14 protein-coding genes are annotated in these 19,578 nt (G+C 73.9%); 10 read left to right on the top strand and 4 right to left on the bottom strand.

Annotated features, from left to right (window positions below; genetic code table 11):
* Positions 1-15 precede the first annotated feature (15 nt).
* The 4 genes from AB0C21_RS02710 (at position 16) to AB0C21_RS02695 (ending at position 5,301) form a co-directional block, all read left to right on the top strand.
* The gene (locus AB0C21_RS02710; protein WP_500202319.1) at positions 16-1,896 is read left to right on the top strand and encodes a serine/threonine-protein kinase; all 1,881 of its coding nucleotides are present in this window, start codon (positions 16-18) and stop codon (positions 1,894-1,896) included.
* A gap of 61 nt (positions 1,897-1,957) precedes the next feature.
* Positions 1,958-3,274, top strand: a complete 1,317-nt coding sequence (locus AB0C21_RS02705; RefSeq protein WP_500202318.1) for a hypothetical protein — start codon at positions 1,958-1,960, stop codon at positions 3,272-3,274.
* 275 nt (positions 3,275-3,549) lie between these two features.
* A complete protein-coding gene (locus tag AB0C21_RS02700; protein ID WP_149257910.1) occupies positions 3,550-4,329 on the top strand; it encodes an electron transfer flavoprotein subunit beta/FixA family protein in 780 nt (259 codons plus the stop codon).
* A gap of 21 nt (positions 4,330-4,350) precedes the next feature.
* Positions 4,351-5,301 (top strand): electron transfer flavoprotein subunit alpha/FixB family protein, encoded by a 951-nt coding sequence (locus tag AB0C21_RS02695; protein WP_500202317.1) that lies wholly within the window; start codon positions 4,351-4,353, stop codon positions 5,299-5,301.
* Positions 5,302-5,349: 48 nt separating this feature from the next.
* On the opposite strand, the gene AB0C21_RS02690 is transcribed toward AB0C21_RS02695, so the two are convergent.
* The 3 genes from AB0C21_RS02690 to AB0C21_RS02680 form a co-directional block, all read right to left on the bottom strand.
* Positions 5,350-7,191 carry a serine/threonine-protein kinase gene (locus AB0C21_RS02690; protein ID WP_500202316.1) on the bottom strand — a complete coding sequence of 614 codons (1,842 nt, stop codon included), beginning with the start codon at positions 7,189-7,191 and terminating at the stop codon, positions 5,350-5,352.
* Positions 7,192-7,240: 49 nt separating this feature from the next.
* Positions 7,241-8,467 (bottom strand): MFS transporter, encoded by a 1,227-nt coding sequence (locus AB0C21_RS02685; protein ID WP_500202315.1) that lies wholly within the window; start codon positions 8,465-8,467, stop codon positions 7,241-7,243.
* 171 nt (positions 8,468-8,638) lie between these two features.
* Positions 8,639-9,160, bottom strand: coding sequence for a TetR/AcrR family transcriptional regulator (locus AB0C21_RS02680; RefSeq protein WP_500202314.1), 522 nt, complete (start codon positions 9,158-9,160; stop codon positions 8,639-8,641).
* A 143-nt stretch (positions 9,161-9,303) separates the two neighbouring features.
* Here AB0C21_RS02680 and AB0C21_RS02675 point away from each other — a divergent pair, with 143 nt between their 5' ends.
* Together AB0C21_RS02675 and AB0C21_RS02670 are read left to right on the top strand one after the other, a co-directional pair.
* Entirely contained in the window at positions 9,304-10,479 is a 1,176-nt protein-coding gene (locus AB0C21_RS02675) for a cysteine desulfurase family protein (RefSeq protein WP_500202343.1), read from the top strand.
* A 99-nt stretch (positions 10,480-10,578) separates the two neighbouring features.
* A complete protein-coding gene (locus AB0C21_RS02670) occupies positions 10,579-11,346 on the top strand; it encodes a DUF1206 domain-containing protein (RefSeq protein WP_500202313.1) in 768 nt (255 codons plus the stop codon).
* Between the two features lie 198 nt (positions 11,347-11,544).
* On the opposite strand, the gene AB0C21_RS02665 is transcribed toward AB0C21_RS02670, so the two are convergent.
* On the bottom strand, positions 11,545-12,630 hold the full coding sequence (locus AB0C21_RS02665) for a DUF695 domain-containing protein (RefSeq protein ID WP_500202312.1): 1,086 nt from the start codon (positions 12,628-12,630) through the stop codon (positions 11,545-11,547).
* A 67-nt stretch (positions 12,631-12,697) separates the two neighbouring features.
* On the opposite strand from AB0C21_RS02665, the gene mnmA reads away from it, so the two are divergent.
* The 4 genes from mnmA to AB0C21_RS02645 all read left to right on the top strand — a co-directional run bounded on the left by mnmA (position 12,698) and on the right by AB0C21_RS02645 (position 19,517).
* Positions 12,698-13,774, top strand: coding sequence for a tRNA 2-thiouridine(34) synthase MnmA (gene mnmA, locus AB0C21_RS02660; RefSeq protein WP_500202311.1), 1,077 nt, complete (start codon positions 12,698-12,700; stop codon positions 13,772-13,774).
* A 148-nt stretch (positions 13,775-13,922) separates the two neighbouring features.
* Positions 13,923-14,924: a methionine synthase gene (locus tag AB0C21_RS02655; protein ID WP_500202310.1), complete on the top strand. Its 1,002-nt coding sequence runs from the start codon at positions 13,923-13,925 to the stop codon at positions 14,922-14,924.
* Positions 14,925-14,975: 51 nt separating this feature from the next.
* Positions 14,976-17,144 carry an NAD-dependent DNA ligase LigA gene (gene ligA, locus AB0C21_RS02650; protein ID WP_353821309.1) on the top strand — a complete coding sequence of 723 codons (2,169 nt, stop codon included), beginning with the start codon at positions 14,976-14,978 and terminating at the stop codon, positions 17,142-17,144.
* A gap of 258 nt (positions 17,145-17,402) precedes the next feature.
* Positions 17,403-19,517, top strand: a complete 2,115-nt coding sequence (locus tag AB0C21_RS02645; RefSeq protein WP_500202309.1) for a putative bifunctional diguanylate cyclase/phosphodiesterase — start codon at positions 17,403-17,405, stop codon at positions 19,515-19,517.
* Positions 19,518-19,578: the final 61 nt, after the last annotated feature.

The following is a 19,578-nucleotide window of genomic DNA, read 5'->3' as shown; positions in this document are numbered from 1 at the left end:
AGGGTTTCGGAAACGATGAAGGGAGCCGTCACGTCCGGGGACCGAATCGGCCACTACAGCGTCCTGCAGACCCTGGGGGAAGGGGGCATGGGCGTCGTCTACCTCGGCGCCGACCCCGAGGGGCGCAACGTGGCCATCAAGGTGCTGCGGCCCGCGGTCGCGGGGGACGCCACGGCGCGTCGCCGGCTGGCCCGCGAGGTCGACTCGATGCGCAGGGTGCACAGCCCCCACGTCGCCGAGATCCTCGACGCCGACGTGACCGCCGACCAGCCCTACATCGTGACCCAGTACGTGCCCGGCCGGACGCTGGAGGAGATCGTCGAGGAGGCCGGCCCGATCTACGGGCCGGGGCTGCAGCGGCTGGGCGTCGGGCTGGCGTCGGCGCTGTCGGCGATCCACGGCGCCGGGATCGTGCACCGCGACCTGAAGCCCGGCAACGTGATGCTCGTGGACGGCGAGCCCGTCGTGATCGACTTCGGCATCGCGCAGGCCGCCGACGCGACCCGGCTGACCGCGACCGGCATGGTCATCGGCACTCCCGGCTACCTCGCCCCGGAGATCATCGAGGGCGAGGACGCGGGCCCGCCGTCGGACGTGCACGCCTGGGCCGGGACGCTCGCCTACGCCGCGACCGGCCGGCCGCCGTTCGGCTCCGGCACCTTCGAGTCGATCTTCTACAAGATCATGCAGGGCACGCCCGACCTGGACGGCGTGCCCGAGGCGATGCTGCCCGTGCTGCGGTCGGCGATGGCGCGGCACCCGGCCGAGCGCCCGACGGCCGTCAGCCTGGTGCAGCTCACCCGCCGCATCCACCTCGAGGCCACGATCACCGACCAGACGCGCGTCGACCGGCACTACCCGTCGCCGAGCGCGTCCCAGCCGGAGGAGCCGGCGGCCGACCACTCCCGGCAGTTCTCCATGCCGCTGCCGTCGCAGGACCCGCCGTCGCGGTCGCCTTCGTCGTCGACGCCCAGCGGGACGGCGATCCCGTCGCCCGCCCCCGTCCCGGCGCAGCCGAAGGACTTCGTCGGGCAGCTTCCGCCCGCCGCGCCGCCGCCCGTCCCGCCGCCCGGGCCCGCGCCGTTCAAGGCGGGGGAGCAGTACGCGCAGCGCGGCTACGGGCCGCCCGCGCCCTACGACCAGGGGCCCTACCAGGGCGGCTACCCGCCGCAGTACGCGCCTCCGCCGACCCAGCCCCCGCCGGGCGCCCTCCAGCGGGGCCCCGCTGAGGCCAGGCCCGACCAGGCCCGGCCCGACCGCGCCGCCGGGGCCGACAAGGAGCGGCGCAAGCCCTACGGCTGGTACCGGGTGCTCAGCTTCATCGTCCTCGTGGCGCTGCTCGGGTTCGCCAACATCGCGCCGCTGCTCGCCCTCGGCGTCACCGTCGTCGGCGTGCTCGTCCTGCGGATGGCCGACAAGGCGGCCAAGGGCATGGAGGGCCGGCAGACGCGGCGGGGCCCGCGCTCGGGCGACGCCGTCGCGGCCGCGTTCCGGACGCCGCTGCACCTGCCGGGCGCCCTGATGTCCACCGTGCTGTGGACGTCGCTCAGCTTCCTCGCCGGGCTGGTCCTGCTCGCCGTGCTGATCTTCGCCGATCCGAACATGACCGCGTCCAAGGCGATCGCCTACACGGCGATGGCGGTGATCGGGCTGCTGTGCCTCGCGCCGGGCAGCGGCGCGCCCCGCCGTCAGCTCGCCCGGATCTGGGGCGCGCTGCTGCCGCGCGCCGAGGCGGCGCTCGTCGGCGCGCTGATCCTCGGGATCTTCGCCGCGGTGCTGGTCGGGCTGTCGCAGCGGCAGCCGCCCGACACCACGCCGGTGGACGGGATGAGCCAGGACCTGGAGAGCCTGCGGGCCGACGTCCACGACCTCGTGGCGGGCATCCCCGGCACGTGACGCGCGGGCCCTCCCGCTGACCGGGCGCGGCCCCGCTCAGGTCGGTATGGTGGCGACCCATATGAGCGGCGAGACGAGCCATCAGGCGCACATCGGTCCGTACCGGCTGCTGTCCAGGCTGGGCGGCGGAACCGGTGGCGTCCACCGCGCCGCGGGCCCCGACGGCCGCGATGTGGCGATCAGGCTCCTCCCGCCGGGCGCCGCCCCCGACGTGGCGCGGATGCGCGAGGTGCTCAGCCCCTACGTGGCGGACGTCCTGGACGGCGAGGCCTCCGGCCCCCGCCCCTACCTGGTGTTCCGGTTCGTGCCCGGACGGCCGCTCGCGGAGACGGTCGCCGGCCAGGGGCCGATGGCGGGGGACGCGCTGCGCCGCATGGCCTTCGGGCTGGCCAAGGCCCTGGCCGCCATCCACCTGACCGGCCTCGCCCACGGCGAGCTGGGGCCGGGGACCGTCCTGGTCGTGGACGACGCTCCGGTCGTCGTCGACTTCGCGCTGACCGCGGGCGCCGACGCCGCCGACGACGTCCGCGCATGGGCCGCCACGGTGGCGTTCGCCGCCACCGGCCGCCCGGACGCGCCCGCCGAGGCGCTGCCCGCCGACCTGCGCCCCCTGGTGGCTGCCGCCTCGCATCCCGACCCCGCCGCCCGTCCGGCCGCGGCCGAACTGGCGGAGGCGGCGTCCCGGCTGAAGCTTCCGGCCGCCCCCTCTGCCCGTCCCGCCGGCGAGCCTCCCACCGCGGGCCCTTCCGCCTCTGGGACGTCGGCGGCCGAGCGGCCGAGCGGGCCCGCCAGGGAGCGCATCGCCTCCGACGGGGCGCGGGAGACGGCGGCGCACGAGATGGCGGTCGCGCAGGGCTGGGCCCGGCTGCTCGCGGCCCTGGTGGTCGTGGCGGGCGTCGGTGTCGTGATCATGCTGCCGATCGCGGGGCTCGCCCTGACGCTGGTCGCGGTGACGCTGCTGCGCGTCGCGGGAACGACGGCGCGCGGCTGGGCGTGGGCGCTCGGGCGGACGCTGCTGACCGTCCCCTACGCGGCGGCCTTCACGGTCGCCGTCCCGCTCGGGCTCGCCGCGGCGTCGGCGGTCGGCGGGAAGCTCGACTCCCTCACCGCCTGCGCCTTCGGCGCCGGAGCCGGGGCCGCGGTGCTGTGGACGGCGCCGGGCGTCAGCGCGCCGCGGCGCCAGTTGGAGCGGATGTTCCTGCCGGTGGCGCTGCGGCCGCGGGCCGTCGCCGCCGCGGTCGTGGGGCTCGGCGTGCTGTGCCTGCTCGTCGGCGTCGGCGCCATGACGATGACGCCGAGCTTCTCTCCGACCTACGGCCTCCAGCGGACGCTGGAGAGCTCCATGGACCGCCTCCAGCACGCCGTCAACAGGGTGTGAGGCGTGATGTCCGACACGTCCGATTCGGGACGACTCTTGCCCGGCAAACCCGCCGCACACGTGGGTAAGGTCTCACGAACTGGGATTTGCCAGTAGGCTACCGACAAGTAACATTATCGTGCACGGCCGAACCGGGGACCCGGCTCCGAAGCACGTTCGGGTGTTTGGCAGGCTGTGACTTCGAAAGCGCATGTCCGCGTCGACCCGTCATGGGCGGCGCCCCTCTGCCGCTTACCTCAGCGGCCAACTGAGTGCAGGGAGGTCGGCCACCGGCCATGAACATCGTCGTCCTGGTGAAGCAGGTTCCCGATACGGAGAGCCCGCGCAAGCTGAAGTCCGATGACAGCACGCTCGACCGCGCCGCGGCGGACGGCGTGATCAACGAACTCGACGAGTACGCGATCGAAGAGGCGCTGAGCATCAAGGAGGCCCAGGGCGGCGAGGTGACCGTCCTCACCATGGGCCCCGACAAGGCCACCGACTCCATCCGCAAGTCGCTGGCGATGGGCGCCGACAAGGCCGTCCACCTCGTCGACGACGGGCTGGCCGGATCGGACGCGCTGCAGACCTCCTACGCGCTGCAGCAGGCGCTCGGCCGCACCGGCTTCGACCTGGTGATCCTCGGCGCGGAGTCCACCGACGCGCGCACCGGCGTGCTCGCCGCGATGCTCGCCGAGCGGCTCGGGGTCCCGCAGCTGTCGCTCGCCAACAAGGTCGAGATCGACGGCACGTCCATCAAGGTGCAGCGGCAGACCGACTACGGCTTCGACCGGGTCGAGGCCACCCTGCCCGCGGTGGTGTCCGTCGTGGAGAAGATCAACGAGCCGCGCTACCCCTCGTTCAAGGGGATCATGGCGGCCAAGAAGAAGCCGGTCGAGACGCTCGGCCTCGGCGACGCCGGCATCGACGCGTCCCAGGTCGGCCTGGCGAACGCCGCGACCGAGGTGGTCGACTTCGCCGAGGCGCCGCCGCGCGCGAAGGGCGAGATCGTCACCGACGAGGGCGACGGCGGTGCGAAGATCGCCGAGTTCCTCGCGTCGAAGAAGTTCGTCTGACCGAGGAAGGGGATTGCAACCATGGCCGAGATTCTCGTCCTCGTCGACCACGTCGACGGTGAGGTCAAGAAGGTCACGCTCGAACTGCTGACGCTGGCGAACCGGCTCGGCGAGGCCGCCGCCGTATGGGTCGGCCCGGGCTACGAGAACGCCAAGGACAGGCTCGCCGAGTACGGCGCCGGCAAGGTCTACGTGGCCGCCGACGAGGAGCTCACCTCCTACGTCGTCGCCCCGAAGGCCGCGCTGCTGGCCCAGCTCGTGAGCGAGAAGTCCCCGGCCGCGGTGCTGGTGGCCGCGACCGGCGAGGGCAAGGAGATCGCGGGCCGCCTGGCCGTCAAGACCGGCTCCGGCGTGCTCACCGACGTCGTGGACGTCGCCGACGGCTTCGTCGCCGAGCACTCCATCTTCGGCGGCGGGATCATCGCGCACGCCAGGGTGAAGACGGGCACGCCGATCATCGCCGTGCGGCCGAACTCCGTCGCCCCCGAGGCGGCCCCGGCCACCCCGGCCGAGGAGCAGGTGTCGGTCGCGCTCTCGGACGCCGACAAGGGCGCCCGGATCGTGGAGAAGGTCGTCCAGGAGAAGGGCGAGCGCCCGGACCTGACCGAGGCCGCGATCGTGGTCTCCGGCGGCCGCGGCGTCGGCGGCGCCGAGAACTTCAAGATCATCGAGGGGCTGGCCGACTCGCTCGGCGCGGCCGTCGGCGCCTCCCGCGCCGCGACCGACGCCGGCTGGTACCCGCACTCGTTCCAGGTCGGCCAGACCGGCAAGACGGTGTCGCCGCAGCTCTACGTCGCGGTCGGCATCTCCGGCGCCATCCAGCACCGGGCCGGCATGCAGACCTCGAAGACCATCGTCGCCATCAACAAGGACCCCGAGGCGCCGATCTTCGAGCTCGTCGACTACGGCGTGGTGGGCGACCTGTTCCAGGTCGCGCCGCAGCTCACCGAGGAGATCAGCAAGCGCAAGTGATCCCGCGCGGACGGCCCGGCGACGCTCGCGTCGCCGGGCCGTCGGCGTTCAGGAGCGCTTCGGCGACGGATACGGGACGGCTTTCAGCAGCGCGGGCTTGAGCATGTCGTCGACCTCGGCGTAGGGCAGGACGGAGTCGCGCAGGCCGCACGCCGACTCGTATCCCAGGGTCGAGCCGTAGAAGGCCACGCGCAGGCCCGTCGGGGTGAGCGCCATGGTGACCTCGCCGGACTTGACGAACGCGGACGGGTTGTCGGTGCCCCGTGGCTGGAAGCCGCCGCCGCGCGGCTGGTCGCTGTAGCAGTAGACCCCCCCGGGCTGGTGCGCCTTGATCCTGCCGTCCAGCGGCTTGAGGCCCTGCTCGGTCGGGACGCGGAACAGGTCGAGCGGCTTGTAGGACGCGCCCGTCCTGAGGTCGACGGTCGCCGCCTGGGACTGGTCCCAGCCCGTCCCGCGCTCGCCGCGCAATTCGACGGTGTACCAGACCGACAGCAGCCGGTCGCTGCGCAGCAGGATCTTCGGCGTCACGACGTCGGTGTAGGGACCGCGGCCGCCGGACTGCAACCCGTTGCGCGTCTTGGCCCAGCGCTGTTCGAGCGGTGCCCGGAGCGCCTGGTTGATCTTCCGGTTGAGCGCGGCGTCCCCGCCCGTCACCCGCACGACCTGGCCCTGCGCCTGGAACGTCTTGCCGCCGCCGAGGTCCTGCCGCGGCTCGCTGAGAGCGGCCAGCTGCGCCACCACCGGCTTCGCCTTGGGAGCCTGGTCGGCCACCGCCACGTACACCGCCGCCCCGCCGCCCACGGCGACCGCGGCGGCGCCTCCCGCGACGGCGACGGCGCCCTTCGCGCCGAGCGTGCCGATGACGCCCTTGCCCGCCGCGCCCGCCGCGCCGGCGCCGCCCGTTCCGGCCGCGCCCGACCCGGCCGCCCCGGCGGCCCCCGCGGAGCCCGCGGCTCCGGCCGACCCGGCCGCGCCCGCCGCTCCGGCGGCCCCTGCCGAGGCGCCGCCGGAGCCGAGGCCGAGCGCGGTCAGCGGGAACAGCACCGACAGCGCGGCGGCGGTCCCCGCGAGCGTGCGGACGCCGCGCCCCTCCCAGTCGGGCCCGTACGCGCCCGCCGCGACCGACTCCAGCTCGGAGACGAACGCGGCGGCGCCCATCGGCCGCTCCCACGGGTCCTTCGCCAGCCCCCGCTCGATCAGCGGGCGGAGCGGCCCGGGGACGTCCGCCACCGGTATCGGGGCCGTGAGGTGGCGGCCCATCAGCCCGGCCTGGTCCTCGGCGGTGTAGGGGCGGCGCCCCGTCACGCACTCGAAGAACACGCACGCCGCCGCGTACACGTCGGTGGCGGGGGAGGCGGGCTCGTTCCGCCACTGCTCCGGCGCCATGTAGACGGGCGTCCCGGAGCGGCCGGACGCGCCCGCGTCCACCGCGATGCCGAAGTCGATCAGCTTGCTCAGCCCGTCGCCGCGCACGATCACGTTGGCGGGCTTGTAGTCGCGGTGGACGATCCCGAGGCCGTGGGCGGCGGCGAGGCCGAGCAGCGAGCCCTTGAGGACCGCCAGCGCGGCCTCCGGCGCCAGCGGCCCCCGCTCGGCGAGCACCGACTTCAGCGGCGCCCCGTCCACCGCCTCCATGACGATCGCCGCGCCGTCCGGCGTCTCGACGAGGCCGAAGAGCTGGGCGACGAACGGGTTGCGCAGCCGGCCGAGCAGCTCGGCCTCGCCGCGGAACCGGTCGCGGAACTCCGCGTCCCCGGTGAGGGACGCCGACAGGTACTTGATCGCGGCCGGGCGGCCCGTCGCGTCGTGCCGCGCGAGCACGACGCGACCCTGTGCGCCCTCGCCCAGCACCCGCAGCTCGGTGTAGCCCGGAACCCGCCAGTCGCCCATACCGCCCCCTGTCCGCCCGTTCTGGAAGGGGTTATATCGGATGGCGGCCTCAGGCGGCGACGGGTTCCGGTCGAGCGTCGCCCGGCACCGGGGCCTCCGCCGCCGGCTCGGGGGCCGGGGCGGGGACGGTCACGTCGGCGGTCGCGCGCAGCGGCGCGTACCGGGCGCCCGCCGCGATCAGCAGCGCCAGGACGACGACCACGCCGACGCCGACCCGCAGGGACGTCGCCTCCGAAAGGAAGCCGACCACGACGGGGCCGAGCAGCAGGCCGCCGTAGCCCATCGCGCCGACCTGGGCGACGGCCGCCGCGGGACGGTCCGGGGCGGCCGAGCCCGCCAGCGAGATCGTCGTCGGGACGACCGTGCAGACCACGAGCCCGGTCACGAAGAACCCGGCGATCGCCACCGCCGGGACGGGCGCCAGCACGACGACGGTCATGCCCGCCGCGGTGCCGAGGCCCGCGCCGACCAGCAGCCGGCGGGTGCCGACCCGCATCCGGACGCGGTCGCCGACGAGCCGCCCGAGCAGCATCGCCAGCTCGAACACCGGGTAGCCGGCCGCGGCGACGGCCTCGGTCGCGCCGAGCTCCTCGTGCAGGAGCAGCCCGCTCCAGTCGGCGATCGACCCCTCGGTCATGAACGCGATGAACGCGAGGACGCCGATCAGGTAGACGGCGGGCGGCAGCCGGCGCGCCTTGCGCCCCGTCCCGGACGCGGCCGGCGCGGCGGGGTCGGGCAGGTAGGTGCGGCCGAGCGCGAGGGCGGCGGGCAGCGACAGCAGCGCGGCGGTCAGCACGGTCTCGGTGAACCCGAAGCCGGCCGCGGCCGTCGCGACGCCGAACAGGCCGCCGCTCATCGCACCGACGCACCAGCCGGCGTGCATGCCGCTCATGACGGACCGGCGGTACGCCTGCTCGACGACGCTGCCCTGCGCGTTCATCGCGATGTCGGTGATCCCGAACGTCATGCCGAACAGCGCGACCGCGCCGAGGAGCACGCCGTAGGTGGGGGCGAGCGCGACGGCCGCGTAGGACACCGCGGTCAGCGGCAGCGCGACCCGCAGGACGGTGCGGCTGCCGGCCCGCGCCATCACGCCGCGCAGCGCCTGCATGGCCGCGATCGCGCCGAGCCCCCAGACGAGGACGACGATGCCGATCTCACCCTCGTTCGTCCCGAACTTGCCGGCCAGCGCCGGCATGCGCGCCACCCACACTCCGGTCAGCAGACCGGCCAGTGCGAAGGTCAGGAACGTCCCCGAACGGGCACGGAACAGCATTGTTCACCTCTTTCTCGGCTCGGCGGGGCGCACCCCGGTGGTGCGGCGGGCGTCGGGGGACGTGCCGCGGCGTGTGACATGCGTCATGGAACGCTCCAAACCGCTGCGGGTCGGGAGCGTCCAGGTCCGGAGGGTTCCGGAGGTTCGGGTGGGGCGCGCGGCGCCCCGGCGTCAGCGCTCCAGCAGCCCCAGGAGCCGCTGTTTCAGCGCATCGAGCTGCGCGCCGTCGTACAGCGCGGGGTCATGGCTGACCACCTCCCAGAGGCCCTCGGCCGCCAGCCTGACGACCGCGGCGGTGCCGGGGTCGGGATCGTCCGCGGGATCGCGGCCGTGCCAGCGGCGCATCGCCTCGTTCAGCGGCTCGGCCTGCTCCGGATCGGCGGCGACGGCCGTGATGGCCGACCACCGCCGGTAGGCGCGGGCCTCGCCGGTGAGGATCTCGAACGTGGCCTCGACGTACGCGCGGGTGTAGGACCCGGGCGTGCCGTCGTCGTAGGCGGCGATCAGGGCGTCGAACTCCTCGATCACCCGCGCCACCATCGCCCGGACGAGCTCCTCCTTGGTGGGGAAGTGGTAGAGCAGCCCTCCCTTGCTGACGCCGGCGCGGTCGGCGACCGCGCTGAGCGTCAGCGCCTGCGTCCCCTGCTCGAAGAGCACGGACTCGGCGGCGTCCAAGAGGGCTTCCCGTTTCATGACGTTCTTACTGTACCGGCTGGACGGTATACGGGCCAACAGCGGGGGCCCCACCGCTATTCCGGCCCGTCGCGGGCGTGTTCCGAGCGTTCCCCAGGGCCCCGGAAGGGAACACGAAGGGCGCGGATACTGTTGTCCGCGTGGTGACCTACCTCGACCATGCGGCGACCACCCCGATGCTGCCCGAGGCCATCGAGGCGATGACGGCGGAGCTGCGCGAGCTCGGCAACCCCTCCTCGCTGCACGCCGTGGGCCGGCGGGCCAGGCGCGTCGTCGAGGAGTCCCGCGAGATCATCGCCGAGGCGTTCGGCGCCCGGCCGAGCGAGGTCGTGTTCACCTCCGGAGGCACCGAGGCCGACAACCTTGCCGTCAAGGGGATCTACTGGGCGCGCCGCGCCGCCGACCCGTCCCGCACCCGCGTGCTCGTCGGCGCCGTCGAGCACCACGCCGTCCTGGACGCGGTCCAGTGGCTCGCCGACCACGAGGACGCCCAGGTCGACGTCGTCCCGGTGGACGGTCTGGGCCGCGTCACCCCCGAAGCGCTGCGCGAGGTGCTCGGCTCCGGCGACGACGTGGCGCTCGCCACCGTGATGTGGGCCAACAACGAGGTCGGCACCGTCCAGCCCGTCGCCGACCTGGCCGCCGCCGCGGGCGAGCGCGGCGTGCCGCTGCACACCGACGCCGTCCAGGCCGCGGGGCAGCTGCCCGTCGGCTTCGCGGCGAGCGGCGCGCAGGCGCTGACCATCACCGGCCACAAGCTCGGCGGCCCGATCGGCGTCGGCGCCCTGCTGCTGGCCAAGCCGAAGCCGCCGGTGTTCCTCGACCCGGTGCCGCTGCTGCACGGCGGCGGCCAGGAGCGCGACGTCCGCTCCGGGACGCTCGACACCCCCGCCATCGCCGGGTTCGCCGCCGCCGTCCAGGTCGCGGTCGCCCGCCGCGAGGCCGAGGCGCGCCGCCTCGCCGGGCTGCGCGACGAGCTGATCGCCGCCGTGCGCGCCGCCGTCCCCGAGGCGGTCCTGAACGGCGACCCCGACGACCGCCTTCCCGGCAACGCCCACTTCTCCTTCCCCGGCTGCGAGGGCGACGCCCTGCTCATGCTGCTGGACGCGCGCGGCATCGCCTGCTCCACCGGCTCGGCGTGCTCGGCGGGCGTCTCGCGGCCCAGCCACGTCCTCGTCGCCATGGACGCCGGCGCCGAGCGCGCCCGCGGCTCGCTGCGCTTCTCCCTCGGCCACACCAGCACCGAGGCCGACGTGAAGGCCCTCGCCGACGCCATCGGCCCGGTCGTCGAGCGCGCCCGGCGCGCCGGGCTCAGCTGACGCTTGTTTGACCTCCCCTTGAACGGGGACAGCGTGGCCGTGACGACGGACGTGAGCCACGGACTCAGGCAGGCTGCGGGACACCCCTGGTTCCACCACATGTCGCGGGTGGGACTGGTCGCGCGCGGCCTCCTCTACCTCCTCATCGGCTGGATGGCCCTCCAGGTCGCCTTCGGCGGCGGCGGGAAGGAGGCCGACCGCAAGGGCGCGCTGGAGGCCATCGCCGACAAACCGGGCGGCCTCGTCCTCATCGGGCTGATGGCGGCCGGTTTCGCCGCGCTCGTGCTCTGGCAGGCGGCGGAGGCCCTCTTCGGCCGTCCCGTCCCGGACGGCGACAAGCCGACCAAGCGCCTGGGCTCGGCCGGACGCGCGGTCGTCTACGCGTCCGCGTTCGCGGCGACCCTCGCGTTCCTGTTCGGCCACCACGGCTCGTCGAGCGACCAGCAGTCCAAGACCTACACCGCACGCCTCATGGAGGCGCCGGGCGGCCGCTGGCTGGTCCTCGCGGTCGCGGCGGGCTTCATCGCCTGGGGCGCCTTCATGGTCGCGCACGCCCTCCGCCGGAAGTTCATGAAGGACCTGAAAGGCTGGGAGATGGGCGACACCGCCCGGCGCATCGTGAAGCCCCTCGCGATCGTCGGCAACGTCGCCCGCGGCCTCGTCGGCGGCGCCGTCGGCGCCTTCCTCGCCTACTCGGCCCTGACCTTCCAGCCCGACAAGGCCCAGGGCCTGGACGGCACCCTCCGCGAATTCGCCTCCACCCCCGCCGGCCCCTGGGGCCTGGCAGCCATAGCCCTAGGCGTCCTCACATTCGGCCTCTACAGCTTCTGCGAAGCCCGCTACCGCAAGGTAGACGCAAGCAACTAGCCCGACCCGCAGGCTTGAACCCTGACCCCGGTCACGGGCAGGCGCGTGGAGCGAGCGCAGCGAGCGGAACGCGCCTGCCCGTCGAGCCGGGCGACCGCAGCGACACGACGAAAACCCGCACGGGCACGGAAACCAGCACCGTGGCGTGAGGATCGCCCGGCTCGTAACGGGGGTTCCAGGGGGTCGCCCCCCTGGGAATTACGGCTGGTAGGGGGCTAGGGCCTTCCAGCCTGGGTCGTTGGTGGAGGCGACCTTCGCCTTGCCTTCCGGCCAGCCGGCGGCGAGCTGGTCGAGTTCGGAGATGACGCCCGAGTCGGGGTCGGCGTACAGGTGGAAGACGCGCAGGCCGTCGCCGGTCTCCTGGACGGCGAGGACGGCGCGGTCGCCGAGCTTGGCGAGCTTCTTCTCGAACGCGCGCAGGGCGCCCGACGACGGCTCGACGGGGAGCCGGTCGGGGTTGCTATTGGCGTACGGGACGGTGATCGCCACGTGCAGGTCGCAGAGCGGGTAGTCCTGCCGGTGCAGCGGGAACCGGGCGCCGAGGCGGGCGGGGTGGCCGCGCGGGGTGCGGCCTTCGCCGGTCAGCCAGGCGGGCTCGGAGAACGGCTCGGAGATCTGCTCGACCACCGCGGACAGCATGGACGGCGGCAGCGCGTCGATCGGCGCCTCGGTCGCGATGGAGACCTCGCCGATCCAGCGGGCCACGTCGTCCTCGCCGAGCGCCCAGTGCAGCACGTTCAGCGCGACCTGGAGCTGCTGCTCCTCGGAGACGAACAGGAAGTCGGGGTGGTAGGCCGTGATGTGCACGCGGGCGCGGTCGGCGTCGGCGCGCATGCCGAGCCGGACGTACTCCAGGTCGAACTCGTGGTCGCCGAGGATGAGGTCCTGGCCGAGCATCTCCGGGTCGGCCTGGCGGGCGGGGTGGAAGCTCCAGCCGGCGGCCGCGGAGCCGGTCGGCGCGGAGCGCACCCACCGCTCGGTCAGCCCGCGCAGCTCGGGGTCGCCGCCGCCGGTCACGGTGAGCGAGGGGTTCCGGTCGTCGGCGCCGCCGATCTCCCACTGGAGCCGGGGGTGGATCTTGTGGACGCGGCGGGAGAGCTCCTCCACCGCCTCGGCCGACAGGCCCTCGCCGGGCACGCCCGGTTCGGCCTCCTCGGACCGCTCGGGTGCGGCGGCCAGCGAGGCCTCGATCGTCGGGCGGGCCTGCGCCCACCACTCCCAGAACTCGCTGATGGCGGGCGGTGCGGCGGCGGACGCCTCGCGCGGGCGGCGGAAGATTCCCATAGCGGCCCCAATCGTACGCGGAAATGACGTCGGGAGACCGGGCCACGCCGCGTACGCTCGAAGGACTATGGCTCTTCGCGTACTAGCCGCCATGTCGGGCGGCGTCGACTCCGCCGTGGCCGCCGCCCGCGCCGCCGAGGCCGGGCACGACGTGACCGGCGTCCACATGGCCCTCTCCAGCAACCCGCAGTCCTACCGGACGGGGGCGCGCGGATGCTGCACCCTGGAGGACTCCAGGGACGCCCGCCGCGCCGCCGACGTGATCGGCATCCCGTTCTACGTGTGGGACCTCGCCGAGCGCTTCCACAAGGACGTGGTGGAGGACTTCGTCAGCGAGTACGCGGCGGGCCGCACCCCGAACCCGTGCCTGCGCTGCAACGAGAAGATCAAGTTCGCGGCGCTGCTGGACCGCGCGATGGCGCTCGGGTTCGACGCCGTCTGCACCGGCCACTACGCGCGGCTGGACGGCGGCGTCCTGCGCCGCGGCGTCGACGAGGCCAAGGACCAGTCCTACGTGCTGGCCGTCTGCACGCCCGAGCAGCTCGCGCACGCGCTGTTCCCGCTCGGCGACACCTCCAAGGCCGACATCCGCCGGGAGGCCGAGCGGCGCGGCCTCCAGGTCGCCGACAAGCCCGACAGCCACGACATCTGCTTCATCGCCGACGGCGACACGCGCGGCTTCCTGGCCGAGCGGCTGGGGACGGCGCCCGGCCCGATCGTCGACACCGACGGCAACGAGGTCGGCGAGCACGACGGCGCCTACGCCTACACGATCGGCCAGCGCAGGGGCCTGCGGATCGGCACCCCGGCGCCGGACGGGCGGCCCCGCTACGTCCTTGACATCTCGCCGGTCACGAACACGGTGACGGTGGGGCCGCGCGAGTCGCTGGACGTCCACGAGATCACCGGTGAGCGCCCGGTGTGGCTGGCCGACGCCCCGGAGGGCCCGTTCGACTGCCAGGTCCAGCTCCGCGCGCACGGCGAGGTCTACGACTGCACGGCCGAGCAGGCCGGCGACGAGCTGCGCGTCCGGCTGGCCGCCCCCGCCCGGGGCGTGGCGACCGGCCAGGCCGCCGTCCTGTACGACGGCGACCGGGTCCTCGCGTCGGCGACGATCGCCGACACCGCCCGCGTCCCCGCCTGACGGGTTCCCGGGAACACGACCCCGGAGCGGACGCATGCGGTTCGCGTCGATGCGCCCGCGGTCTTGAGCCGTCCGCGGCGCACCTGAGATCGCGGCTCGGCGGTGGTCGCGGCGCTTAGCCGATCGCGGCGCGGATAGGGTTTCCAGGGTGACGAGCTATCCGTGGCAGGCCGGGACGGCGACCGGCGTCGGGTCCTATCCGGGGGACGACCCCGCCGAGGCGCTGCGGGTCGTCCTCGGCGAGCTGCCCGAGCTGCCGCACCTGCCCGAGCTGCCCGCGCGCGGCCCCGGCGCCGACCTCGCGGGGCGGACCGCCGGGCTGCTGGTCGACATGCCCGTGCACCTGGAGCCGTCCGGCTGGCGGTTCTCCGACCGCCCGGGGCGCGACACGCTGCGCTCCCGCGACCACCTCGCCCGCGACCTGGACGTCCTGGAGGAGGTCGCGGGCGGCCACGACGGCCCGTTCAAGATCCAGGTGTGCGGCCCGTGGACGCTGGCCGCGTCGATCGAACTGCGGCACGGCGACCGGGCGCTGAAGGACCCGGGCGCCGTCCGCGACCTGGTCGCCTCGCTGGCCGAGGGCGTCGCCGCGCACGTCGCGGACGTCCGGCGGCGGCTGCCCGCCGCGCAGGTCGTCCTCCAGCTGGACGAGCCCGGCCTGCCCGCCGCGCTCGCCGGGACGGTCCCGACCGCCAGCGGGTTCTCGCGGCTCCGGGCGATCGAGGAGCCGGTGGCCGAGGAGGCCCTGCGCGCGGTGATCGAAGCGGCGGACGCCTACCCCGTCGTGCACTGCTGCGCCCGGAACGTCCCGTACGGGCTGCTGCGCGGCGCCGGGGCGAAGGCGCTCTCGGTCGACCTGCGGCTGGTGCCGAAGCGCGACGACGACGCGGTGGGCGAGGCGATCGACGCGGGGATCGGGCTGCTCCTCGGCGCGGTGCCCGCGACCGACGCGGCGCTGCCGTCCCTGAAGGAGACCGCCGAGCCGGTGCGGGACCTGTGGCGGCGGCTCGGGTTCCCGGCCGATCGGCTGGCGGAGCAGGTCGTGGTCACTCCGGCGTGCGGGATGGCCGGCGCGTCGCCGCGCTACGTCCGCACGGCCCTCAAGCGCTGCCGCGACACGGCCCGGATGCTGTACGAAGCCGCCCTCTAGGAGGGCGCGCCGAGGGCTCATATTGTCGGTCCCGTTGGCGAGAATGGGGGCATGACCATGAGCGACGGCGTTCCGACCGAGGCGCGGCAGCGCCACAAGGAGCTGAGCGAGCGGCTCGACGAGGCCAACTACCGGTACTACGTCCTCGACCAGCCGACGCTCTCCGACGCCGACTACGACCGGATGATGCGGGAGATCCGCGAGCTGGAGGAGCGGCATCCCGAGCTGGTCACGCCCGACTCGCCGACGCAGAAGGTCGGCGCGCCCATCGTCACGGACTTCGCGACGGTCCAGCATCTGGAGCGGATGCAGAGCCTCGACAACGCGATGAGCGCCGACGAGCTGCTCGCCTGGGACGAGCGCGTCGTCAAGGAGGTCGGCGAGGTCGCCGGCTACCTGTGCGAGCTGAAGATCGACGGCCTGGCGATCGCGCTGACCTACGAGAAGGGGCGGCTCACGCGCGGGGTCACCCGCGGCGACGGGCGCACCGGCGAGGACGTCACCAACAACGTCCGCACCATCGCCGACATCCCGTCCCGGCTCGCGGGCGACGGCTGGCCGGACGTGCTGGAGGTCCGCGGCGAGGTCTTCCTGCCGGTCGAGGGGTTCGAGCAGGTCAACGCGGCCCAGCTGGAGGCGGGCAAGGAGCCCTTCGCCAACCCGCGCAACGCGGCGGCGGGCTCGCTGCGGCAGAAGGACCCGCGGGTCACCGCGCACCGGCCGCTCGGCATGCTCGTCCACGGGTTCGGCGCGTGGCGGGGCGGGAAGCAGCCCGACAGCCAGTCCGGCGCCTACGAGCTGATGCGCGGGTGGGGCCTGCCGGTCAGCGACCGCTACAAGGTCGTCGGCGGGCTCGACGCCGTCCGCGAGTACATCGCGGAGTACGGCGACGACCGGCACGGCACCGCGTACGAGATCGACGGCGTCGTGGTCAAGGTCGACCAGTTCGCGCTGCAGCGGCGGCTCGGCTCGACGAGCCGCGCGCCGCGCTGGGCGATCGCGTGGAAGTACCCGCCGGAGGAGGTCAACACCAAGCTCCTCGACATCAAGGTCGGCGTGGGCCGTACGGGGCGCGTCACCCCGTACGGGGTGATGGAGCCGATCAAGGTGGCGGGGTCCACGGTCGAGCGGGCGACGCTGCACAACGCGAGCGAGGTCAAGCGCAAGGGCGTCCTGATCGGCGACACGGTCGTGCTGCGGAAGGCGGGCGACGTCATCCCCGAGATCGTCGCGCCGGTGACGGGGCTGCGCGACGGCTCCGAGCGCGAGTTCACGATGCCCGAGACCTGCCCCGAGTGCGGGACGGAGCTGGCGTACGAGAAGGAGGGCGACGTCGACATCCGCTGCCCGAACGCCAGGAGCTGCCCAGGCCAGCTGCGCGAGCGGCTGTTCTACCTGGCGAGCCGCAAGGTGCTCGACATCGAGGCGCTCGGCTACGTCGCGGCGACCGCGCTCACCCAGCCGCTGGAGCCGAGCGACCCCCCGGTGAAGAACGAGGGCGACCTGTTCCACCTCACGGTCGACCGGCTGCTCCCGATCAGGAGCCTCGTCCTCGACCAGCGGACCGGGACGGTGAAGACCGACCCGAAGACCGGCGAGCCGAAGGTGGTGTCGTTCTTCGCCAACAAGGAGGGCGAGCCGAAGAAGACGGTCGAGATCCTCTTCGAGGAGCTGGAGAAGGCCAAGCGGCAGCCGCTGTGGCGGGTGCTGGTGGCGCTGTCGATCCGGCACGTGGGGCCGTCCGCCGCCCAGGACCTCGCGCGCGAGATGCGCTCGATGGACGCGATCGCCGGCGCGACGGAGGAGGAGCTCGCGGCGGTCGACGGCGTCGGGCCGACCATCGCCGCGTCGATCAAGAGGTGGTTCGAGGAGGACTGGCACCGCGAGATCGTCGACAAGTGGCGGGCCGCCGGGGTCCGGATGCAGGACGAGGGCGCCGAGGGCCCGCGCCCGCTGGAGGGCGTCACGGTGGTCATCACCGGGTCGCTGGAGGGGTTCAGCCGCGACTCGGCGACCGAGGCGGTGCAGCGGCTCGGCGGGAAGGTGTCCGGGTCGGTGTCGAAGAAGACGGGCTTCGTGGTCGTCGGCGACAGTCCCGGGTCGAAATACGACAAGGCAGTCAAGTTGGGCGTACCGGTCCTGGAAGAGGAGGGCTTCCGGGTCCTGCTGTCCGATGGGCCAGATGCGGCCAAAAACGTAACTATGCGCGCCGAGGCCTAACACGGTGTGGTTGCGGGGGTTTCGACCAGGGTTGCGTTACTCAGGGGTACACTTCCACTACCCAGCGACGAGGGACGGGTGCGGAAAGGAAATAACGGAACGTACGCAACCGGTTTCGCGAAGTTGAGCAAAGGCCGTACCCTCCCTCACATCACGACCCACACCTGAAATCTCCGGACGTAACACCCGGGGGGCGTCCCCCGAGGTCGGGGACGCCCGGTGCCGGGGGACGGCCCCCCGAAGCCCCCCGAGGATGTGATGAAGGACCCGAACAACACGCGGAACACGGCGCCACGCCGTGGCTCCCCGTTGTGGATCTACTTCGTCGTCGTCATCCTGCTCGGCCTCGCCGCAGGCGTCGCCGCGTTCTCCGGGCTGAGCCGCGCCGACCTGGACGCGCTCGCCGGCAACCCGGTCTTCTGGATCCTCGGCTGCTTCATCATCTTCGGCGAACTGCGTCCGATCATCACTCCCGGCTCCACCGAGAACAACGGCGCCACCACCTCGACCACGTTCTCGTTCGCCGCGCTGCTGTACGCGGGGCTGCCCATCGCCGCCGCCCTCCAGGCCGTCGCCGTGATCACGTGCGGGATCTTCCGCGCCCGCTCCCCGCACCGCATCGCCTTCAACGTCGCCCAGTACACCCTCAGCCTCGCCGCCGCCCAGTTCGTCCTCGCGCTGTCCGGCGACGTCGCGACCCCGTCGCAGCTGTGGGTGCCGCACGGCTCCGACCTGCCGGCCATCGCGCTCGCCGGCGCCGTCTACTTCGCCTGCAACGACACCCTCGTCGGCGCCGCCGTCGCGCTGCACTCGCGCGTGTCGCTCCTCAAGGCGCTCCGCTGGGACCTCGCCTACCAGGTGCTCGTGCACCTGGCGCTGCTCGGCCTCGCCCCGCTGATGGTCATCGCGATGGACCGGTCCGCCGTCTTCGTGCCGCTCATCGTCCTGCCGTTCATCGCCGTCTACCTGAACGCCTCCGTCTCGGTCCGGCGCGAGCACCAGGCGCTGCACGACGGGCTGACCGGCCTGCCCAACCGCAAGCTGCTGATCGTCCGCACCGAGGAGGCGCTCGCCGAGGCGCGCGGCGCGGAACGGCGGCGGCCGCGCGCGGCGGGCCTCGGGTCCCGGCGGCGCAAGGCGGCCGAGCCGCCCGACCAGCGCGCCGGGCTGTTCCTGCTCGACCTCGACCGGTTCAAGGAGGTCAACGACACCCTCGGGCACCCCACCGGCGACCGGCTGCTGCAGATCGTCGCGCACCGGCTCACCCACAGCGTCCGCCCCGGCGACCTCGTCGCGCGGCTCGGCGGCGACGAGTTCGCGGTGCTGCTGCCCACCGTGCGGGACGAGGCCGCCGCCCGCGAGGTCGCCGCCCGGCTGCGCGCCGCGCTCTCCGAACCCGTCCGGCTGGACGGCATGTCGTTCGACCTGGAGGCCAGCGTCGGCATCGCGCTGTTCCCCGACCACGCGCCCGACTTCGAGCTGCTGCTGCAACGCGCCGACGTGGCCATGTACAACGCCAAGGAGGCCCGGACCGGCGTCGAGACCTACTCGCCCGGCAAGGACCGCAACTCCCCGGCGCGGCTCAGCATGCTCGGCGACCTGCGCCGCGCCCTCGACCGCTCCGAGCTGGAGCTGTTCTACCAGCCGAAGATCTCGCTGCGGGACGGCCACCTCGTCGGCATGGAGGCGCTGCTGCGCTGGCGCCACCCCGACAAGGGCCTGCTGGAGCCGGAGGCGTTCCTGTCGGTCGCCGAGCAGACCTACCTGATGCGCTCGATCACCCACTACGTGGTGGAGGCCGCGCTCGCCCAGGCGGCCGCGTGGTGGCGGGCCGACATGCCCGTCCAGGTCGCGGTGAACGCCTCGGGGCGCGACCTGCTCGACACCGGCCTCACCGAGGTCATCGAGGAGGGCCTGCTCGCCCGCGGCCTGCCCGCCGCCGCGCTCCAGCTGGAGATCACCGAGCGCATCCTGATGAACGAGCCCGCCTACGCCTCCGACACCGTGGGCGCCCTCGCCGAGCTCGGCATCCCGCTCAGCCTGGACGACTTCGGCACCGGCTACTCCTCGCTCGTCCGGCTCAAGCGGCTGCCGGTCGAGGAGATCAAGATCGACTCCTCGTTCGTGCGGCGGCTGGCCGACTCGCCCGACGACGCCGTCATCGTCCGCTCGATCGTCGACCTCGTCCGCACCCTGGGCCTGCGCTCGGTGGCCGAGGGCGTCGAGGACCCCGCGATCGCCGAGCGGCTCCGCGAGATGGGCTGCGACGCCGCGCAGGGCTGGCACTTCTGCCGCCCCATGGACGCCGCCGCCGCGACCGACTGGCTGTACTCGGTCGCGGTCCCGTCGGTGAAGGCCCCCGGAGGCGCCTGACCCCTCTTGCTGCGGAGGGGGCTTCGCGCCGCGGAGCGCCGCCTTCGCGCAGGCGCCCTGG

Origin of the sequence: Spirillospora sp. NPDC049024 (genome assembly GCF_040649235.1) — a bacterium.
Taxonomy (GTDB): domain Bacteria; phylum Actinomycetota; class Actinomycetes; order Streptosporangiales; family Streptosporangiaceae; genus Spirillospora.
Note: the sequence above shows the minus strand (reverse complement) of the source record. Positions and strands in the feature narration are given on the sequence as shown.